This window comes from Micrococcus sp. SL257 (genome assembly GCF_026625585.1).
Taxonomy (GTDB): domain Bacteria; phylum Actinomycetota; class Actinomycetes; order Actinomycetales; family Micrococcaceae; genus Micrococcus; species Micrococcus luteus.
Genome location: NZ_CP113053.1, coordinates 1,460,730 through 1,479,267, shown reverse-complemented (window position 1 = coordinate 1,479,267; position 18,538 = coordinate 1,460,730). Strand labels below are relative to the sequence as shown.

The 18,538-nt window shown below is 73.4% G+C and carries 14 protein-coding genes; 6 read left to right on the top strand and 8 right to left on the bottom strand.

What is annotated here, in order from left to right:
• Positions 1–21: 21 nt before the first annotated feature.
• The 3 genes from rpsD to OVA32_RS06825 form a co-directional block, all read right to left on the bottom strand.
• On the bottom strand, positions 22–648 hold the full coding sequence (gene rpsD, locus OVA32_RS06835; protein WP_041103680.1) for a 30S ribosomal protein S4: 627 nt from the start codon (positions 646–648) through the stop codon (positions 22–24).
• 282 nt (positions 649–930) lie between these two features.
• The gene (locus OVA32_RS06830) at positions 931–1,494 is read right to left on the bottom strand and encodes a general stress protein (protein ID WP_020621560.1); all 564 of its coding nucleotides are present in this window, start codon (positions 1,492–1,494) and stop codon (positions 931–933) included.
• Positions 1,495–1,666: 172 nt separating this feature from the next.
• Positions 1,667–3,064: a replication-associated recombination protein A gene (locus tag OVA32_RS06825; RefSeq protein ID WP_041103678.1), complete on the bottom strand. Its 1,398-nt coding sequence runs from the start codon at positions 3,062–3,064 to the stop codon at positions 1,667–1,669.
• 52 nt (positions 3,065–3,116) lie between these two features.
• Between OVA32_RS06825 and OVA32_RS06820 the strand changes: the two genes are divergently transcribed.
• The 3 genes from OVA32_RS06820 to dtd all read left to right on the top strand — a co-directional run bounded on the left by OVA32_RS06820 (position 3,117) and on the right by dtd (position 6,083).
• On the top strand, positions 3,117–3,707 hold the full coding sequence (locus OVA32_RS06820; protein ID WP_044659816.1) for a DUF1697 domain-containing protein: 591 nt from the start codon (positions 3,117–3,119) through the stop codon (positions 3,705–3,707).
• A gap of 139 nt (positions 3,708–3,846) precedes the next feature.
• Complete coding sequence (locus tag OVA32_RS06815) at positions 3,847–5,586, top strand: choice-of-anchor I family protein (RefSeq protein WP_267713768.1); 1,740 nt, start codon at positions 3,847–3,849, stop codon at positions 5,584–5,586.
• 44 nt (positions 5,587–5,630) lie between these two features.
• A complete protein-coding gene (gene dtd, locus OVA32_RS06810) occupies positions 5,631–6,083 on the top strand; it encodes a D-aminoacyl-tRNA deacylase (RefSeq protein ID WP_036313682.1) in 453 nt (150 codons plus the stop codon).
• A gap of 23 nt (positions 6,084–6,106) precedes the next feature.
• Here the strand turns inward: dtd and aspS are convergent, their stop codons facing one another.
• Positions 6,107–7,921 carry an aspartate--tRNA ligase gene (gene aspS, locus OVA32_RS06805; protein WP_078025478.1) on the bottom strand — a complete coding sequence of 605 codons (1,815 nt, stop codon included), beginning with the start codon at positions 7,919–7,921 and terminating at the stop codon, positions 6,107–6,109.
• A 145-nt stretch (positions 7,922–8,066) separates the two neighbouring features.
• Between aspS and OVA32_RS06800 the strand changes: the two genes are divergently transcribed.
• Positions 8,067–9,368, top strand: coding sequence for an APC family permease (locus OVA32_RS06800; RefSeq protein WP_041103670.1), 1,302 nt, complete (start codon positions 8,067–8,069; stop codon positions 9,366–9,368).
• 60 nt (positions 9,369–9,428) lie between these two features.
• Here OVA32_RS06800 and hisS read toward each other — a convergent pair whose 3' ends face one another.
• The gene (gene hisS / locus OVA32_RS06795) at positions 9,429–10,805 is read right to left on the bottom strand and encodes a histidine--tRNA ligase (protein ID WP_267713760.1); all 1,377 of its coding nucleotides are present in this window, start codon (positions 10,803–10,805) and stop codon (positions 9,429–9,431) included.
• Positions 10,806–10,979: 174 nt separating this feature from the next.
• Here hisS and OVA32_RS06790 point away from each other — a divergent pair, with 174 nt between their 5' ends.
• Positions 10,980–12,518, top strand: coding sequence for a DUF349 domain-containing protein (locus OVA32_RS06790; protein ID WP_044659821.1), 1,539 nt, complete (start codon positions 10,980–10,982; stop codon positions 12,516–12,518).
• 85 nt (positions 12,519–12,603) lie between these two features.
• A complete protein-coding gene (locus OVA32_RS06785) occupies positions 12,604–13,221 on the top strand; it encodes a hypothetical protein (RefSeq protein WP_036380977.1) in 618 nt (205 codons plus the stop codon).
• Between the two features lie 11 nt (positions 13,222–13,232).
• Here OVA32_RS06785 and OVA32_RS06780 read toward each other — a convergent pair whose 3' ends face one another.
• From OVA32_RS06780 to secD, 3 genes are all read right to left on the bottom strand, one after another.
• On the bottom strand, positions 13,233–15,542 hold the full coding sequence (locus OVA32_RS06780; protein ID WP_069941678.1) for a RelA/SpoT family protein: 2,310 nt from the start codon (positions 15,540–15,542) through the stop codon (positions 13,233–13,235).
• A 115-nt stretch (positions 15,543–15,657) separates the two neighbouring features.
• Complete coding sequence (gene secF, locus OVA32_RS06775) at positions 15,658–16,698, bottom strand: protein translocase subunit SecF (RefSeq protein ID WP_036317952.1); 1,041 nt, start codon at positions 16,696–16,698, stop codon at positions 15,658–15,660.
• A gap of 49 nt (positions 16,699–16,747) precedes the next feature.
• Complete coding sequence (secD, locus tag OVA32_RS06770) at positions 16,748–18,514, bottom strand: protein translocase subunit SecD (RefSeq protein WP_250161804.1); 1,767 nt, start codon at positions 18,512–18,514, stop codon at positions 16,748–16,750.
• Positions 18,515–18,538 lie beyond the last annotated feature (24 nt).

Genomic DNA, 18,538 nt, shown 5'->3' with positions numbered 1-18,538 from the left:
GACGGGCCCGGACGGGGCGGATCAGCGCGCGTAGTACTCGACCACGAGCTGCTCCTCGCAGGTCACGGGGACCTCGGAGCGCTTCGGGCGACGGGTGAGGGTGGCGCGCAGCTTCTCGATCTCCACGGTCAGGTAGCCCGGGGTGGCGGGCAGGACCTGCTGGTGGGCGCCGGCGGCGGCCAGCTGGAAGGGGACCATCTTCTCCGAGCGCTCGTGCACGTGGATCATCTGGCCCTCCTTCACGCGGAACGAGGGGACGTCCACGCGCTTGCCGTCCACCAGGATGTGGCGGTGCACGACGAGCTGACGGGCCTGCTGGATGGTGCGGGCGAAGCCGGCGCGCAGCACGAGGGCGTCGAGGCGCTGCTCGAGGAGCTCGACCAGGTTCTCACCGGTCAGGCCGGCGGTGCGCTTGGCCTCCTCGAAGTAGCGGCGCATCTGGGCCTCGCGGATGTTGTACTGGGCGCGCAGACGCTGCTTCTCCTTGAGGCGCACCGCGTAGTCCGAGTCCTGCTTGCGGCGGGCGCGGCCGTGCTGGCCGGGGCCGTACGGACGACGCTCCATGTACTTCTCGGCCTTGGGGGTCAGCGCGATGCCCAGGGCGCGGGAGTGCCGCACGGTGCGGCGGGTGCGAAGGTTGCCACTCATGGTGGACCTGCCTTTCCTTGACGTGCGGCACGGTTCGGGTTTGTCTCGAGGTCTCGTCCGCGCGCCGGGGCACACGGGTCAAGGGGACTCGAACCTGGCCTCCCCGCGATCCTGAGGAGAGCTGAGGGGCGTGCCGCCGCCCGTCATCCACTGATGCGCTGCGCGTCCCTCGACCGGGCACGCGGGTGTCCCGTGGACCGTTCGAGGGGGATGCGTCCGGGGCGCAGCGCCTGCCAGACCGGTCCACCTTACCAGAGCGACGACGACGGGGCGGGCCGGGGCTCAGGCGCGCGGCGTGGCCGCGGTGCCGGGGTCCGCGCCGAGGAGCTGACCGGCCTGGTCCAGGTGGGAGGCCTCGACCAGCACGTCGTACGACTCGGCCTCCATGGTCTGCAGGGACGTGAAGTCGCGCCTGCCGCCGGTGGCCGCGTGGCCGATCGCCCCGAAGACCGCCCCCCACAGGGCGCCCAGGCCCAGGGAGATCAGCAGGATCCAGAGGAACCCGAAGCCGGGGGCGAAGATCGAGAAGAGCAGGCCGAGCAGGAGGCCGAACCACAGGCCCTGCAGCCCGCCGCGGACGGCGGCCTTGCCGGTGGTCATCCGGCCCAGGACCTGCTCCACGGAGCGCAGCCCGGTGCCCACGATGCGCACGCGCTCCACGGGGAACCCGGCGTCGGAGAGCTGGTCCACGAGGGCCTGGGCCTCGGCGTAGGCCGGGACGGAGCGCAGGATGCGGTAGTCGGCCTGCGGGAGGGCGGGGCCGCCGGCGCCGGGGCGGCCGTACGGGGCCGGCTGCTGCGCGGCGGTGTGCTGGGGGGTGGACTGCTGCGGAGTGGACTGGGTCATGGGGGCGGCTCCTTCTGTTCCTTCTGTGCGTCGGTGGTGCATGGGGGCGCGAGCGGGCGAGGAGTCGGCGGGCCGACGTCGACCGCCCCGCTCATCCCTGGACAACCGGTGATCCGGGCGTCTTTATTCCGCGCGGCCGCCCGAGGCGTCCGCCCCCGGGCCCGGCGCGCGCTCAGTCGCCGCGGATGATCCGGCGCAGCGCGGCCACCTGCTCGGTGAGCCGCTTCTCGTGTCCGATGGGCTTGGGCCGGTAATAGTCCCTCCCGACCAGGGGGTCCGGCGCGTACTGCTGACGGGCGACGGCGTGCGGCTCGTCGTGGCTGTAGACGTAGCCCTGGCCGTGGCCGAGGGCCGCCGCGCCGGGGTAGTGCGCGTCCCGCAGGTGCGCCGGCACCGCGCCCGTGTGGCCGGCCCGCACGTCCGCGATCGCCTCGTTCACGGCGGTGTAGCTCGCGTTGGACTTCGGCGCGGTGGCCAGATGCGTCACGGCCTGCGCCAGGATGATGCGTCCCTCCGGCATGCCGATCAGCTGCACGGCCTGGGCGGCGGCCACGGCGGTCTGCAGCGCGGTCGGGTCGGCCATGCCCACGTCCTCGGACGCGGAGATGATCAGCCGCCGGGCGATGAACCGGGGGTCCTCCCCCGCCTCCAGCATCCGGGCGAGGTAGTGCATCGACGCGTCCACGTCCGAGCCGCGGATGGACTTGATGAAGGCACTGATCACGTCGTAGTGCTGGTCACCGTCCTTGTCGTAGCGCTGGACGTGGTGGTCCATCGCCTGCGCGGCGTCCTCCTCCGTGACCGCGACGGCGCCCTCCCCCGCCCGGCCGGCCTCGCGCGCCTTGTCCAGGGCGACGCCGGCCGCGGCCTCCAGCACCGTGAGCGCCCGCCTCGCGTCGCCGCCGGCCATCCGCACCAGGTAGTCCCGCGCGTCGTCCTGGAGCACCACGGCGCCGTTGAGCCCGCGCTCCTGGGTCACGGCACGGTCCAGCAGCCCGACGATGTCGTCGTCCGTGAGGGGACGCAGCGTGAGCAGCAGCGACCGGGAGAGCAGGGGTGCGATCACGGAGAAGGACGGGTTCTCCGTGGTCGCGGCCACCAGCACGACCCAGCGGTTCTCGACGCCCGGCAGCAGCGCGTCCTGCTGCGCCTTGGAGAAGCGGTGGATCTCATCGAGGAACAGGACGGTGGTGCGCCCGTAGAGGTCCCGTTCGCGCTGGGCCTGCTCCATCACCTGCCGCACGTCCTTCACACCGGCCGTGATCGCGGACAGCTCCGTGAACGTGCGCCCGGGGGCGCGGGCGATCACGTGGGCCAGCGTCGTCTTGCCGATGCCCGGAGGCCCGTAGAGGATGACCGAGCTCGGTCCCGCGGCGGAGTCCGGATCGGGCTCGGCGAGCTTGCGCAGCGGGGAGCCCGGCCGCATGAGGTGCCGCTGGCCCAGCACGTCATCCAGCGTGCGCGGGCGCATGCGCACGGCCAGCGGTGCGCCGGGGTGCGGGGCGGCCACGGTGCCGGCCGGGCCGTCGTCGTCGGCCCCGTTGTGGGCGGCGCTGAAGAGGTCGTCCATCGGGTCCAGGGTAGTCCTCGGCCCGCGGGGGCGTGGGTGGCATCATGGCCGCATGAGCCCCGCCGCCCCGCGCACCGACCACACCCACGTCCTGCTGCTGCGCGGGATCAACGTGGGGCGGAGCAACCGTGTCGGCAAGGACACGCTGATCCGCTGGGCCCAGGCCGCCGGCGGGGAGGCGGTCACCACCCACCTGGCCAGCGGCAACGTCCTGTTCCGGGCGTCCTCCGACGCAGCCGCGGAGGGCGTGCGGCAGGGGTTCGCGCGACGGGCGCGTGAGGAGGGCGGCCTCGACGTCCCCGTGGTCCTCGTGGACGTGGGCACGCTCCGGCGCGCCCTGGAGCTGCACGACGCGCTCCCCTGGGCCGGCGGCGAGCCGAAACGCACGCAGCTCACCGTGCTCGAGGACGACCCCGCACCCGAGGCGGCCGCCGCCCTGGCCGCGCTCGACCACGGGGACGACCGACCCGCGGGGCCGGATCGCACGGCCCTGGAGGGACGGCTGCTGTGGATGCGCTGCGCCGCGGGGGTCGCCGACTCCCCGCTCACTCCGGCCCGCCTCGACCGGGCGCTCGGGGTGCGCGGCACGGCCCGGAACCTCACGACGGTGCGGGTGCTCGCGGGGCTGCCGAGCGAGGACTGACCTCGGCGGACGGCACGCGGGGCGTCCGGGGCGTCGACACCCGCGGGACACCGCGCGCTGGCCGGGACGTCACGGACCGTTCACATCCGTGCGATGGGGTGACCCCGTCCTCCGCCTCCCTGCCCTGACTGGAGCATCCATGCCTCGCCTCGCACGCCTCGCCACGGCCGTCACCGCCGCGACCCTGTCCACGGCCTTCCTCGCCCCGGCCTCCCTCAGCGCGCCCGCCCCGCACTCGGCCACGGCCCAGCGCGCCGCCATCGCCGCCAACCCGTCCGGCAAGAGCATCGAGCTCACCCGCGCCGGCACCCACGAGACCGGCGTGTTCGGCGAGTCCGCCGCCGAGATCCCGGCCTTCGACGCGGTCTCCGGCCGCCTGTTCGTGGTGAATGCGCAGCGCGGCGCCGTCGACGTCATGCGCCTGGGCGCCGACGCCGCCCCCGTGGCCGAGCGGACCCTCTCCGCCGAGGGCCTGCGCACCGCGGACGGCTCCGTCACGGACAAGGGCGCCACGGTGAACTCCGTCGCTGTCTCCGGCGGTGTGATGGCCGTCGCCGTCGAGGCCGCCGAGAAGACCGACCACGGCTGGGTCGTGTTCTTCGACACCACCACCCTGCGCTACCTCGGCGGCGTGCGGGTGGGTGCCCTGCCGGACTCGCTGGCCTTCTCCCCGAACGGGGCGTACGTGGTGGTCGCCAACGAGGGCGAACCGGCCGACGACTTCTCCGTCGACCCGGAGGGCACGATCTCCGTGGTCTCCGTACCGAAGAACGCCCGGCAGTTCTCCCGCCTGACCCAGGACGCGGTGCGCACCGTGGACTTCCGTGCCTACGACGCCGGCACCGCCCTGCCCGCCGGCGTGCGCGTCTCCGGCCCCGATATGGCGGTGCCCGCCGGTCACGAGCCCGCCGGTCGGGTGGCTCGCAACCTCGAGCCGGAGTACGTCACCGTCGACCCGACCGGACGCACCGCCTACGTGTCCGTGCAGGAGGCCAACGCCGTCGCCGTCGTGGACCTGAAGTCCGCCACGCTGGAGGACCTCTGGGCGCTGACGCCCACCGATTGGTCCACCGAGGGCGTGCTGGACGCCTCGGACAAGGACGGCGGCATCGAGCTGGGCCACTGGCCGGTCGACGGCCTGCCCATGCCCGACGGCATCGACACGTACCGCTGGCGCGGTCAGAACCTGGTCGTCACCGCCAACGAGGGTGACGGGCGGGAGTGGGGCGACTTCAACGACTCCGAGCGCGTCAGCGACCTGGACCTGTGCGCCGCCGAGTTCCCGGGGGCCAAGGCCCTGCAGAAGAAGGATGCCCTGGGCCGCCTGAAGGTGCTCACCGACCTCGGCTACGACTCTGAGCGCGAGTGCCACTCCTCCCTGACCACACTGGGCGGCCGGTCCTTCTCCATCTACACCGCGGACGGCACCCGCCTGTTCGACTCCGCCGGCATGATCGAGGAGCAGATCGCCCGGCTCGTGGCCGCCGGCGAGCTGCCGGAGCACGCGTTCAACGCGAACAACGACGAGACCCCGTCCGGGGACTCCCGTTCGGATGACAAGGGCCCCGAGCCCGAGTCCGTAGTGGTGGGCACGATCCAGGGCCGCACCTACGCGTTCGTGGGCCTCGAGCGCATCGGCGGCGTGGTGGTCTTCGACATCACCGACCCGCGGAACGCCACCTACGTGGACTACGTCAACGACCGTGACTGGGATGCCGCGGGCGACGACGCCACGGCCGGCCTGGGTGACATGGGCGCCGAGGGCCTGACCTTCGTGCCGGCCGACGAGTCCCCCTCCGGCACCGCCCTGCTGATCGTCGCCAACGAGGTCTCCGGCTCGACCACCGTGTACGAGGTGGATCCGACCCGTCGTCAGTGATCCGCTGACGCGGACCGGTTCCGGGCGCGTTGCAGAATGGCTGCATGAGAGCCGTTCTGCAACGCGCCCGTTCCGCTTCCGTCGTCGTGGATGGCGAGGTGGTCGGCTCCTTCGAGGGCGAGGGGCTGGTGATCCTGCTCGGAGTGTCAGTCACGGACACGGAGGCCGAGGCCGTCCAGGTGGCCCGCAAGGTGGCCGGGCTCCGCATGCTCGACGGCGAGCGGTCCCTCACCGACGCCGGTGCCCCGGCGCTCGTCGTCAGCCAGTTCACGCTGTACGGCGACGTGCGGAAGGGCCGGCGGCCGTCCTGGACGCGCGCGGCGAAGGGCAACCAGGCCGAGCCGCTCTACGAGCGGTTCACGGCCGAGCTCGAGGCCGCCGGCGTGCGCGTGGAGCGCGGGGTGTTCGGCGCGAAGATGGACGTCTCCCTCACCAACTCCGGGCCGTTCACGCTGATCGTGGACTCGGACGAGCTGGCCGGTCCGCGGCGCGGCTGAGGCGGGCCCGCCGCGGACCCGGATCAGGCCTCCGGCTCGGCCTCGGCCTGCTTCGGCTCCGGCTGCGCGTCGACGCCGGCCTCCTTGCGCTGCTGGGCGGTGATGGGCGCCGGTGCGGCCGTCAGCGGGTCGAAGCCGCCGCCGGTCTTCGGGAACGCGATGACCTCGCGGATCGAGTCGGTGCCGGCCAGCAGGGCGACCACGCGGTCCCAGCCGAACGCGATGCCGCCGTGCGGCGGGGCGCCGTACTTGAAGCCCTCGAGCAGGAAGCCGAACTTCTCGTTCGCCTCCTCCGGGGACAAGCCCATGACCTCGAACACGCGCTCCTGCACGTCCTGACGGTGGATGCGGATGGAACCGCCGCCGATCTCGTTGCCGTTGCACACGATGTCGTACGCGTAGGCCAGGGCCGCGCCCGGGTCGGTGTCGAAGGTGTCCGCGAACTCCGGCTTGGGCGAGGTGAACGCGTGGTGCACGGCGGTCCAGGCGCCCGCACCCACGGCGACGTCGCCCGAAGCCACGGCGTCGGCCGCCGGCTCGAACATCGGCGCGTCCACGACCCACACGAACGCCCAGTCGGCATCCTTCGCGGCCACGCCGTCACCGGCGTCGGTGAACAGCCCGCAGCGACGGCCGATCTCCACGCGGGCCGCGCCCAGCAGCGCGCGGGACTCCTTCGGCTTGCCGGCGGCGAAGAACACGCAGTCGCCCGGGTTCGCGCCCACGGCGGCGGCCAGCCCGGCCTTCTCCTCCTCGGAGATGTTCTTGGACACCGGGCCGGTCAGCTCGCCGTCCTCCTGGATGAGCACGTAGGCCAGGCCCTTGGCGCCGCGCTGCTTGGCCCACTCCTGCCACGCGTCGAGGGTGCGGCGGGCCTGGGAGGCGCCGCCCGGCATCACGACGGCGCCCACGTACTCGTTCTGGAACACGCGGAACGGGGTGTCCTTGAAGTACTCGGTCAGGTCCGTCAGCTCGAGGCCGAAGCGCAGGTCCGGCTTGTCCGAGCCGTACTTCTCCATCGCCTCGGCGTAGGTCATGCGGCGGATCGGCGTCGGCACGTCCACGCCCACGAGGGCCCACAGGGCCTTGACGATCTTCTCGCCGAGGGCGATCACGTCATCCTGCTCCACGAAGGAGGCCTCGATGTCCAGCTGGGTGAACTCGGGCTGACGGTCCGCGCGGAAGTCCTCGTCGCGGTAGCAGCGGGCGATCTGGTAGTACTTCTCGATCCCGCCCACCTGCAGCAGCTGCTTGAACAGCTGCGGCGACTGCGGCAGGGCGTACCAGGAGCCGGGAGCCAGGCGGGCCGGGACGAGGAAGTCGCGGGCGCCCTCCGGCGTCGAGCGCGTGAGAGTCGGGGTCTCGACCTCCACGAAGCCCTCGCCGTGCAGCAGCTCGCGCGCCGTCCGGTTGACCTCGGAGCGCAGGCGCATGATGCGCGAGGGCTGCGGGCGGCGCAGGTCCAGGTAGCGGTGGCGCAGCCGGGCCTCCTCGCCGACCTCCACGTGCTCGTCCACCTGGAACGGCAGCGCGGCGGCGGTGTTGAGCACCGTCACGGTCTCCGCGATCAGCTCGATCTCGCCGGAGGGCAGGTTCGGGTTCTCGTTGCCCTCGGGGCGGCGCTCGACCGTGCCGGTGACCTGCAGAACCCACTCGTTGCGCAGCGGGTCGAAGTCCGCCTCGTCCCGCACCACAACCTGGGCGAAGCCCGAGGCGTCGCGCAGGTCCACGAAGGCCACGCCGCCGTGGTCTCGCCGCCGCGCCACCCAGCCGGTGACGGTGACGGTCTGGCCGATGAGCGAGGCGTTGAGCTCGCCGAGGGAGTGGGTGCGCAGCACGAGGATCCTCTCCGTCCGGTCGCCGGACGATGTGCGGGGTTCATGTGATGGTCGACGCCGTGTGATACGCCTGCGGGGCGGGCGCGCGCCGTTCCCGTCAGTCTAGTGCCCCGTCCACACTGCCCCAGCCCAGGAGGACCCCGTCATGACCGCCGCCCTGCAGCGCCGCCTGACCCTGCTCCACGCCGTCGCGATCGGCCTCGGCTCGATGATCGGCGCGGGCGTGTTCACCGCGATCGGCCTGGCGGCCGCGCTCACCGGCGGCCACCCCGGCCTGCTGTACGGGGCCCTGGCGGTCGCGGCCGTCGCGGCCCTGTGCAACGCCCTGTCCACGGCGCAGCTGGCCACCGTCCACCCCGAGTCCGGCGGCGCCTACGTCTACGGCCGGCGGCAGCTGCACCCGTGGGCCGGCTTCGTCGCCGGCTGGGGCTTCGTCACGGGCAAGACCGCGTCGGTGGCCGCGATGGCGGCCACCCTCGGCCTGTACCTCTTCCCCGACGACGCCGCCGCGGCCCGGTGGACGGGCGTGGCCGCCGTCGTCGTGCTCACCGGGGTGGCGATGGCGGGCGTGACGCGGACCGCGCAGGCGACGTTGGCGATCCTCGTGCCCGTGCTCGCCGTGCTCGTGTTGGCCATCGGCGCAGGCCTGGCGCGCGAGGCCCCCGGGGGCTCGGCCGCGGCGCTCGGCGTCGACTCCCCCGTGCAGGGCGTGCTCATGGGCGCGGGCGTCCTGTTCTTCGCGTTCGCCGGCTACGCGCGCGTGGCCACCATGGGTGAGGAGGTCATCGACCCCGCACGCACGATCCCGCGCGCCATCCTGATCGCCCTCGCCGTGACCGTGGCGTTGTACCTGCTGCTCGCCACGGCGCTGATCTCGGGCCTCGGGACCTCCGGGCTGGCCCGGTCCCCGGCGCCCGTGCGCGACCTGCTCGAGACCGCCCTGGGCTCCGGCTGGGGCTGGGTGGCGGTGGCCGGCGCCGCCCTCGCCGCGGCCGGGGCCATGCTCAACCTGCTGACGGGCATCTCCCGCACCGCCCTGGCCATGGCCCGCGAGTCCGACCTGCCCCGCCCCCTGGCACGGGTCCATGCAGGGACCGGCACGCCGTGGACGGCTCAGCTGACGGTGGCCGCGGCCGTGATCCTGCTCCTGCTCACCACGGACATCCTCACCGTGGTGGGCTTCAGCTCGTTCGGCGTGCTCGTCTACTACGCGGTGGCGAACCTGTCCGCCCTGGCCCTGCGCGGGGACGACGACGGCCGCCGCCCGGCCCGGCCGCGCCCGCTGCGCCCGCTGCGCGTGCCCCGCGCCGTCAACGTCCTCGGCCTGGCCCTGTGCCTGCTGCTCGCCCTCAGCCTGCCGCCGATGTCCGTGGCCGCGATGGCGGGCGTGTTCCTGATCGGGGTGGGCGGGCGTGCGTTCGTGCGGGCCGGGCGCCGGGGCCGGTGACCCGACGCGCAGACACCCACCGCCGCCGCACACCGGGGCCGGCACAGCGGCCGCGTCCGCTCAGTCCTGCGCGCGGGCGACCTGCGGCAGCAGGTCCTCGGCCGGCGGGGTCCAGTCGGCCGGGTCCGCGCCGTGCTGCTCGCCGGAGCGGATGTCCTTGACCTCGTGGACCCGCGCGCCGGCGTCGTCCCGGCCCATGAACCAGACGAACGGGATGCCGCGGCGGTCCGCGTACTTGATCTGCTTGCCGAACTTCTCCGCGGACACCGCGACCTCCGCGGGGATGCCGCGCTCCCGCAGCAGGGCCGCGACGTCCTGGGCCTCGGACCAGTCCTCGTCCGCCGTCAGCGCCACGTACACCGCGGTCGGCACGGAGCGGGAGGCCACGGCCATCTGCTGGGACAGCATGCGCATCACCAGCCGCGTCACGCCGATGGACAGTCCGACCCCGGGGAACACGCGGTTCCCCTTGGACGCGAGCGCGTCGTAGCGGCCGCCCGAGCAGATCGAGCCGAGCTGCTCGTGGCCCACCAGGACGGTCTCGTAGACGGTGCCCGTGTAGTAGTCCAGGCCGCGCGCGATGGACAGGTCCGCCACGGCGCGCCCGGGGGCGCGGCGGTGCAGGGTGGCGACGACGTCGGCCAGCTCGGTCAGCCCCTCCTCGAGCAGCTCGTGGGTCACCCCCAGGGCGCGGACCCGCTCGACGAACGAGGTGTCCGACGTGCGGATGTCCGCCAGGGCCAGCGCCTGCGCAGCCTGCTCGGGGCTCGCGCCGACCTCCTCCTGGAGCAGCCGCGCGACCTCCTCCGGGCCGACCTTCTCCAGCTTGTCGATGCTGCGCAGCACGCCGGCGGTGTCCTCCAGGCCGATGCCCCGGTAGAAGCCCTCGGCGAGCTTGCGGTTGTTCACGCGGATGAGGAAGTCGCCGATCGGCAGGGCGCCGAGCGCCTCGGCCATCACCAGTGCGACGTCGGCGTCGTACCGGGGCGAGAGGGCGCCGTCGCCGACGACGTCGATGTCCGCCTGGGTGAACTCGCGGGCGCGGCCCTCCTGAGGGCGCTCCCCGCGCCAGACCTTCTGCATCTGGTAGCGACGGAAGGGGAAGGCGAGGTGGCCGGCGTTCTCCACGACGTAGCGGGCGAACGGCACGGTGAGGTCGAAGTGCAGGGCCAGGCGCTTGGGGTCGGCCGGGTCCTTGGGATCGCGCAGGCCCGCGGCGACCTCCTCGTCCTCGGCCAGGCGCGAGACCGCGTAGACCTCCTTGTCCACCTCGCCCTTGCGCAGCAGCTGGCCCAGGGTCTCCACGGCACGGGTCTCGATGCCGGCGAACCCGTGCAGCTCGAAGGTCCGCCGCAGCGTGTCGAGCACGTGCTGCTCCACGAGCCGCTCGGCGGGCAGCCACTCGTGGAAACCGGACAGGGAGGCCTTGCGGGACATGGCGATCCTTCGAGACGACGACGGCGGGGACGCGCGACGGTCCCCCGCCGGCGCACCGGCCCATTCTAGGCGCGGGCGCTGTCCGGCCCGGTACGCTGGCCCTGTTCGTGTCCATCCCGACCGGCCGCATCCCTCGACGACTGCGTGCCGGCGCAGTCAGGGAGAGTTCCAGCGGTGACCAATCACATGCAGCCCGACGACCAGCAGTCCCCCGCCACCGAGTCCACCCCCGCGTCGGCCGAGGCCGCCGATACGACCGTGCCCGCCGAGGCCCGGCCCGTCCCCGAGATCGTCCCCGACGCCCCGGCGCACGGTGATTCCTCCCAGCCCGCCGAGACGCCCGCCGTGCCCTCCCCGGCCGCGATGAAGAAGGCCAGCCCGGCCGCCGTGCGCCCCGCGACGCCCGCCGCCGCGTCCGTCGCCCCGGCCCCCGTCGTGGCCCCGACCGTGCCGCCCACCCCGGTGGAGGAGGCCGCCAGGTTCGCCCGGGTGAGCGAGGACGGCCACGTCACGCTGCTGGACGGGCAGGAGGAGCACGCGGTCGGCCAGGTGCCGGACGCGAGCACCGAGGACGCGCTGGCGTACTTCGTGCGCAAGTACGACGACGTGCGCGCCCAGATGGCCCTGTTCGAGCAGCGCATCGCCGCCGGCGCCCCCTCGGGTGAGCTGGGCCGGGCGCTGGGTCAGATGACGACCGCGGTGAACGAGCGCCACATGGTCGGCGACATGGACGCCCTCCGCACCCGCCTGGCGGCCCTGGAGACCCTCCTGGGCGACTACCGCGCCGCGGAACAGGAGGCCCGGCAGGCCGCCCAGGCCGAGCAGCTGGCCACCCGCGAGGCCATCGTCGCCGAGGCCGAGACCTTCGCCCAGACCCCGGCCGAGCGGATGCCCTGGAAGACCGCGTCCAAGCGCATGACGGAGCTGTTCGAGGAGTGGAAGGCCGCCCAGAAGGCCGGTCCGCGTCTGGCCAAGTCGGTCGAGGACGACCTGTGGAAGCGCTTCCGCGGCGCCCGCACCGCGTTCGACAAGACCCGCCGCGCCCACTTCTCCCGGCTGGACGCCGCCTCGGCCGAGGCCAAGCAGGTCAAGGAGCGTCTCATCGCCCGTGCCGAGGAGCTGTCCACCTCCACCGACTGGGGCGTGACCGCCGGCAAGTACCGCGACCTGATGGACGAGTGGAAGCGCGCCCCCCGGGCCTCCCGCAAGGAGGACGACGCCCTCTGGGCCCGCTTCCGCGCCGCCCAGGACGTCTTCTTCGCCGCCCGCAAGGCCGCGAACCAGGAGATCGACCGCGAGTACGGGGCCAACCTGAAGGTGAAGGAGCAGATCCTCGCCGACGGCCAGAAGCTGCTCCCGTTCACGGACGTCAAGGCCGGACGGCGCGCGCTCAACGAGCTGCGCGGGCGGTGGGAGGATGCCGGCCGCGTGCCCCGCGGGGACGTCCGCCGGATGGAGGAGGGCTTCCGCAAGCTCGAGGACGCCCTCAAGCAGGCGGAGAACGAGCACTGGCGCCGCACCGACCCGGAGACCAAGGCCCGCACGAACTCCGCCCTCACGCAGCTCGAGGAGACCATCGCGGGGCTCGAGGCGGATCTCGCCCGGGCCCAGGCCCGGGGCGACCAGCGCGCCGTCAAGAAGGCCCAGGAGGCGCTCGACGCGCGCCTGCAGTGGAAGCAGGCCCTCGAGGCCTCGGCCTCCGAGCTCCGCTGAGCCCCACCCGTCTCGAGCACGCCCCCGCGGCCCGCCTGTCCACAGGCGGCCGCGGGGGCGTCCCCGTCTCTGGCAGGATCCGGGCATGACGACCGTGACGATCGAGGAGACCGCCCCGACCGGGGCACTCGTGCTGGCGGGCGACCCCTTCACGGAGCCGGAGCTGCAGGCGCTCGGCGCGCGGGGCGCCGTGCGGCCGCTGCTGCCCGGGGTGTGGGCGCGGCCGGACGCCGCGGACGATCCCGCGGTCCGGGCCGCTGCCCTGTGGACCCTCGGCGGCCCGCTCCTGGCCGCCGGCTGGACCGCGATCGGCCCGTCGGCGGCCTGGATCCTGGCCGGCGGCGCGGCGCCCGGGCGGCTGCACGCGGCCGTGCCGCACTTCCACCGGCGCCCCGCCGGCGGGGGCCTGCTGCCCTGGACGCTCACGCAGTCGGACGTCGCGGCCGATGCCACGGGCGTCGCCCCCGCCGAGCACGACGTGCTCCGCTTCGGCCCCGTGCGGGTCACGACGCCCGCCCGGACAGTCGAAGACCTGCTGCTCAGCGCCGACCCGGATGCGGCGCGGCGCGCGGCCGCCGTGATCGGCGCCCACGGCGCCGCCGGGCTGCGGGAGCGGCTGGCCCGCCGGACCCGCCGTGCCGGCGTCGTGGCGGCCCGGCGCCGGCTGGGCGCGCTGCTGGCGGCGCTGGACGTCCCCGACTGAGGCCGGGAGGCTCAGGTGCGGTGCACGTCGAAGACGCCGTCGATGCGGCGCACCGCGTCGATCACGTGGCCGAGGAACCGGGGGTCGCCCATCTCGAAGACGAACCGGCTCATCGCCACGCGGTCGCGGGTGGTGTTCACGGAGGCCGAGAGGATGTTCACGTGGTTCTCGGAGAGGACCCGGGTGACGTCGGAGAGCAGCGACTTGCGGTCCAGCGCCTCGATCTGGATCTCCACCAGGTAGACGGTGTCCCGCGACGGCGCCCAGCTGACCGGGGTGCGGCGCTCCGGCTCCTGCGCGAGCAGGGTCGCCAGGTTGGGACAGTCGACCCGGTGCACGGAGACCCCGGAGCCGCGGGTGACGAACCCGTCGATGGCGTCCGGCGGCACCGGGTTGCAGCACCGTGCCAGCTTGGCCATGACGCCGCCGTCGCCGTCCACGAGCACGCCGGCGTCGTTGGTGGCCCGCGCGGGGGCGCGCCGCGACTGGGCCGGGACCAGCTCCTGCAGGTCCACCTCGCCGACGGTCAGCTCGCCCTCCGGCTCGGCCTGCGTCGACGTCGGCGGAGCGAGGCGCTCCGCGACGCGTTCCTGCACGGACTGGGCGGACACGTGGCCGTCGCCGAGGGCCACGAACAGCCCGTCGAGGTCCGCGTAGCCGAGATCCGTGGCCACCTGCACCAGCTCCTCGCCGCCGAGCACCTGCTGCACGGCCATGCCGGCCTTGCGCAGCTGACGGGTCAGCGACTCGCGTCCCCGGTCGGCCTGCTCGTCGCGGCGCTGCGTGGCGAAGTGGTGACGGATCTTGGACCGGGCCCGCGGCGAGACCACGAAGCCCAGCCAATCCCGGCTCGGCCCCGCGTCCTCGGCGCGCGAGGTGAAGACCTCCACGGTGTCGCCGTGGCTGAGCGGCGTGGACAGCGGGACGAGCTTGTCGTTGACCCGGGCGCCGATGGTGCGGTGGCCGACGTCGGTGTGGATGGCGTAGGCGAAGTCCACGGGCGTGGAGCCGGCCGGCAGGGTGCGGATCTCCCCCTTCGGCGTGAAGACGTACACCTCGTCCGCCCCGATCTGGGTGCGCAGCGAGGCGAGGAACTCGTCCGGGTCCCGGGTGTCCGCCTGCCAGTCCATCACCGAGCGCAGCCAGGCCGGCGTGGCCTGCACCGGCGCCTGGCCGGCGACCTGGGCCTTGTACCGCCAGTGCGCGGCGACGCCGTACTCGGCCTGGCGGTGCATCTCCTGCGTGCGGATCTGGATCTCCACCGGCTTGCCGCCCGGCACCATCACCGTGGTGTGCAGGGAGCGGTACATGTTGAGCTTCGGGACCGCGATGTAGTCCTTGAACCGGCCCGGGACCGGGTTCCAGCGCGCGTGGATGACGCCGAGCACGGCGTAGCAGTCACGCACGGAGTCCACGAGCACCCGGATGCCCGTGAGGTCGTGGATGTCGTCGAAGTCCTTCCCGCGCGTCACCATCTTCTGGTAGATCGAGTAGTAGTGCTTCGGCCGTCCGGTGACGGTCGCCCGGATCCGGTGCTCGCGCAGGTGCTCCTCGATCACGGTGCGCAGCGCCGCGATGTGCTTCTCCCGCTCCGGGTTGCGCTCCCCCACGAGGCGCACGATCTCCGCGTACATCTTGGGCTTGAGGGCGGCGAAGGAGAGGTCCTCGAGCTCCCACTTGACGGTGTTCATGCCGAGCCGGTGGGCCAGCGGGGCGTAGATGTCCAAGGTCTCCTGGGCCTTGCGGGCGCTGGACTCCGGGGAGACGTACCGCCACGTCCGCGCGTTGTGCAGCCGGTCGGCGAGCTTGATGAGCAGGACGTTCACGTCCTGGGCCATCGCGATGACCATCTTGCGCACGGTCTCGGCCTGCGCCGCGGCGCCGTAGGTCACCTTGTCCAGCTTGGTCACGCCGTCCACGAGGAGGGCGACCTCGGAGCCGAAGTCGGCGCGGAGGCGCTCCAGGGAGTAGTCCGTGTCCTCGACGGTGTCGTGCAGCAGGGCCGCCAGGAGCGTCGGGCCCGTCACGCCGATCTCGGCGAGGATCGTGGCGACCGCGACGGGGTGGGTGATGTACGGGTCCCCGGAGCGCCGCATCTGCCCCTCGTGTGCCGCGCGGGCGACCTCGAAGGCGCGGACGATCTCGGCCAGCTCGGTCTTGGTGGCTCGCTGCCGCACGGTGCGCATCAGCGGCTCGAGCAGGGGCGAGTACTCGGTGGCGTGCCGGCCGGTCAGGCGTGCGATCCGGCTGCGGGGCCGGACCGGGGCGGGACGGGCCGGGGCGGGACGGGCCGGGGCGGGAGTGGGGTCCTGCTCGCTCATGGGCCACGCCTCCTGACTCGTGCGGCCCCGACCGCTCCGGCCGGGATGATCGGCGAGTCTACCCGCGCCCGTCCCACCCCGCCCCAGGAAGACCACCGGGGCCGCAGCGGCTCCGTCAGAGTCGCGCGCCGTCGTCCCAGGGGGCGACGTCGGGATCGGTGACCGCCTCTGAGGCACGCTCCCGGGCGGCGCGGGCCGCGGCCCGGGCGTCGTGGTCGCGCACGTCCGGGTCGTTGCGGCGCAGCAGGGCGTACAGCGGCGCCTGGAGGAACAGGGTGGACAGGGTGCCCACGATGATGCCCACGAACAGCGCGAGCGCGATGTCCCGCAGCGTGCCGGCACCGAGCAGCCCCGCGCCGATGAACAGGATCGAGCCGACCGGCAGGATGCCGACGACGGAGGTCGTGATGGACCGGACGAGCGTCTGGTTCACCGCGAGGTTCACGTTCTCGACGAAGGAGCGCTCCGGGTCCTCCTCGGCCCCGATCGTGTTCTCGCGGATCTTGTCGAAGACCACCACGGTGTCGTAGAGCGCGTACGACAGGATCGTGAGGAAGCCGATGATGGCCGACGGCGTGATCTCGAAGCCGGTGGCGCCGTAGATGCCGGCGGTCAGCGCGACCACGTAGAGCATGCCGAGCACGGCGGCCAGGGACATCTTCCAGGTGCGGAAGTACACGGCCATGAACAGGGTCACGAGCACCACGAAGATCACCAGGCCGATCAGGGCCTGCTGCGACACCGCGGCGCCCCAGGTCGGCCCCACGAAGGTCGAGGTCACCTGGTCCTGGCCGACGCCGTAGGCCTCCTGCAGGTTCGCGGCCACGGCTCGGGTCTGGGCGTCGTCGAGCTGCTCGGTCTGGACGCGCACGGTGCCCGGGGCGACGTTCGTGACGGTGGCGTGGCCGTCGGCCAGCACGTCGGTCACGGCGCGCTCGCCCGCGGCCACGTCGGTGGAGGCCGTCTGCGAGACGGTGAACTCGGAGCCGCCCCGGAACTCGATGCCGAGGTTGAAGCCACCGCGGAGGGCGGTCAGGCCGCCGGCGAGGACGAGCAGCAGGGCGGCGAGGGCGAACCACCGCCGCCAGCGCTGGATGAACGGGTAGGAGATGCGGCCCGAGTAGAGGGCGTTGCCCCAGTCGGCGAAGCGGTTCACTGGTCCTCCTCCTGGCGGCGTCGCTCGGCGCGGCGTCGCTCGGCGATCGTCATGGGCGGCGCGGTGCGCGAGCGGCGGCCGCCCCCCGGGCGGACGAGCCCGCGCGGGGGGCGCCCGTCGCGACGAGCGGGCGCGGGGCGTCGGCGGCCGCCGCGTCAGCCGGCTCGTCGGAGTCCTCCGCCGGGAGCCCGGTGCGGGGGGCGTGGGCGGGCTCGCGGAAGCGGCCGGCGCCCTGATACAGGGACGGCCCGCCCAGCAGCGACGGGTCCAGTCCGGACATCGGGTGTCCCTCGCCCACGAAGCGGGTCTGGGCCAACAGCACCATGAGCGGGTGGGTGAACATGAACACCACGATCAGGTCGGCGATCGCGGTGAGGCCGAGGGTGAACGCGAAGCCGCGCACGTTGCCGACGGCCACGAAGTACAGCACGACGGCGGCCAGCAGGTTCACGGCCTTGGACGCGGTGATCGTCCGCCGGGCGCGCTTCCAGCCCTCGTGCACGGCGACGGGCACGGTGTGGCCCGCGCGCAGCTCGTCCTTGATGCGTTCGAAGTAGACGATGAACGAGTCCGCCGTCAGACCGATCGCCACGATGAGCCCGGCGATGCCCGCGAGGGACAGGCGGTAGTTGTCCGTCCAGCCCAGGATCGCGATGGTCAGCCACGTCAGCACGCCCGCCACGATGATCGAGGCGAAGGTCAGCAGGCCCAGGGCCCGATACTGGAAGAACTGGTACACGGCCACGAGGCCGAGGCCGATCAGGCCGGCGATCAGGCCCCAGAAGAGCTGGTCCCGGCCGAGCGTGGCGGAGATCTGCTGCTCGGACTCGATCGAGAAGGAGATCGGCAGGGAGCCGTAGTTGAGCTGCTCGGCCAACTGCGCCGTCGTCTGCTCGTTCAGGGTGGGGCCGCTGATCTGCGCGCTGCCGTTGGTGATGACCACGTTGGACTGCGGCGCGGAGATCACGTCCCCGTCCAGCAGGATCGCGAACTGCTTGCGCGGGTCGCCCTCGGGGTACGGGGTGAGCTTCTGGGTGACCTCCGTGAAGGCCTTGGTGCCCTCCTCGTCGAACTCGATGTTGACGACCCACTGGTTGGTGGAGACGCCGCCCTGGGCCTGGGCCATGCCGTTGGACGCGCCCTTGATCTGGGTGCCCGGGATGACCACGGGGCCCAGGATGTACTTCTGGGCCGGCGTGACGGCGCCGTCGGCGAGCTCCTCGGAGGGCTGGCAGGCGACGATCGCCCGGTCGGACGGCGGCGGGGGCGCGGCCGGGTCCCGCGGGGCGGTGCAGTCCGTGGCCTGGAACTCGGCCAGCAGGGCCGGGGTGACCCAGTTCGGGTCGTAGGCGTCCGCCGGCTCCCCGTCGGGCTTCGGCAGCTGGTCTTCTGGCAGGCGCTGGTCCTCGGGGGTGGCCTCCCCCGGGCCGGACTGCAGCACGGGGCGGAACTGCATGTCCGCGGACGCCTGGATCAGGCGGCGGGTCTCCTCGTCCGGGACCCCGGGCAGGGAGACGACCACGTTCTGGGAGCCCTGCGTGGCGACCTCCGCCTCGGCCACGCCGGAGCCGTCCACACGCTGGCGGATGATCTCCACGGCCTGGTCCAGCTGCTCGGGGGTGACGGACTCGCCCGTCGAGGTCTGGGGGGCCAGCACCATCTGCGTGCCGCCCTCGAGGTCGAGGGCGAGCTTGGGAGCCCAGGAGGCCGCGCCGGAGGCCACGCCCCCGCCGAGGATCGCGGCCAGGACCACGAGGAGGGCGGCCAGCCAGGCCAGGGTGCGCCCGGCGGAGCCGGTGGGTGTTCTCTTCGCCATTGCTCAGGTGCTTCCGTCACATTC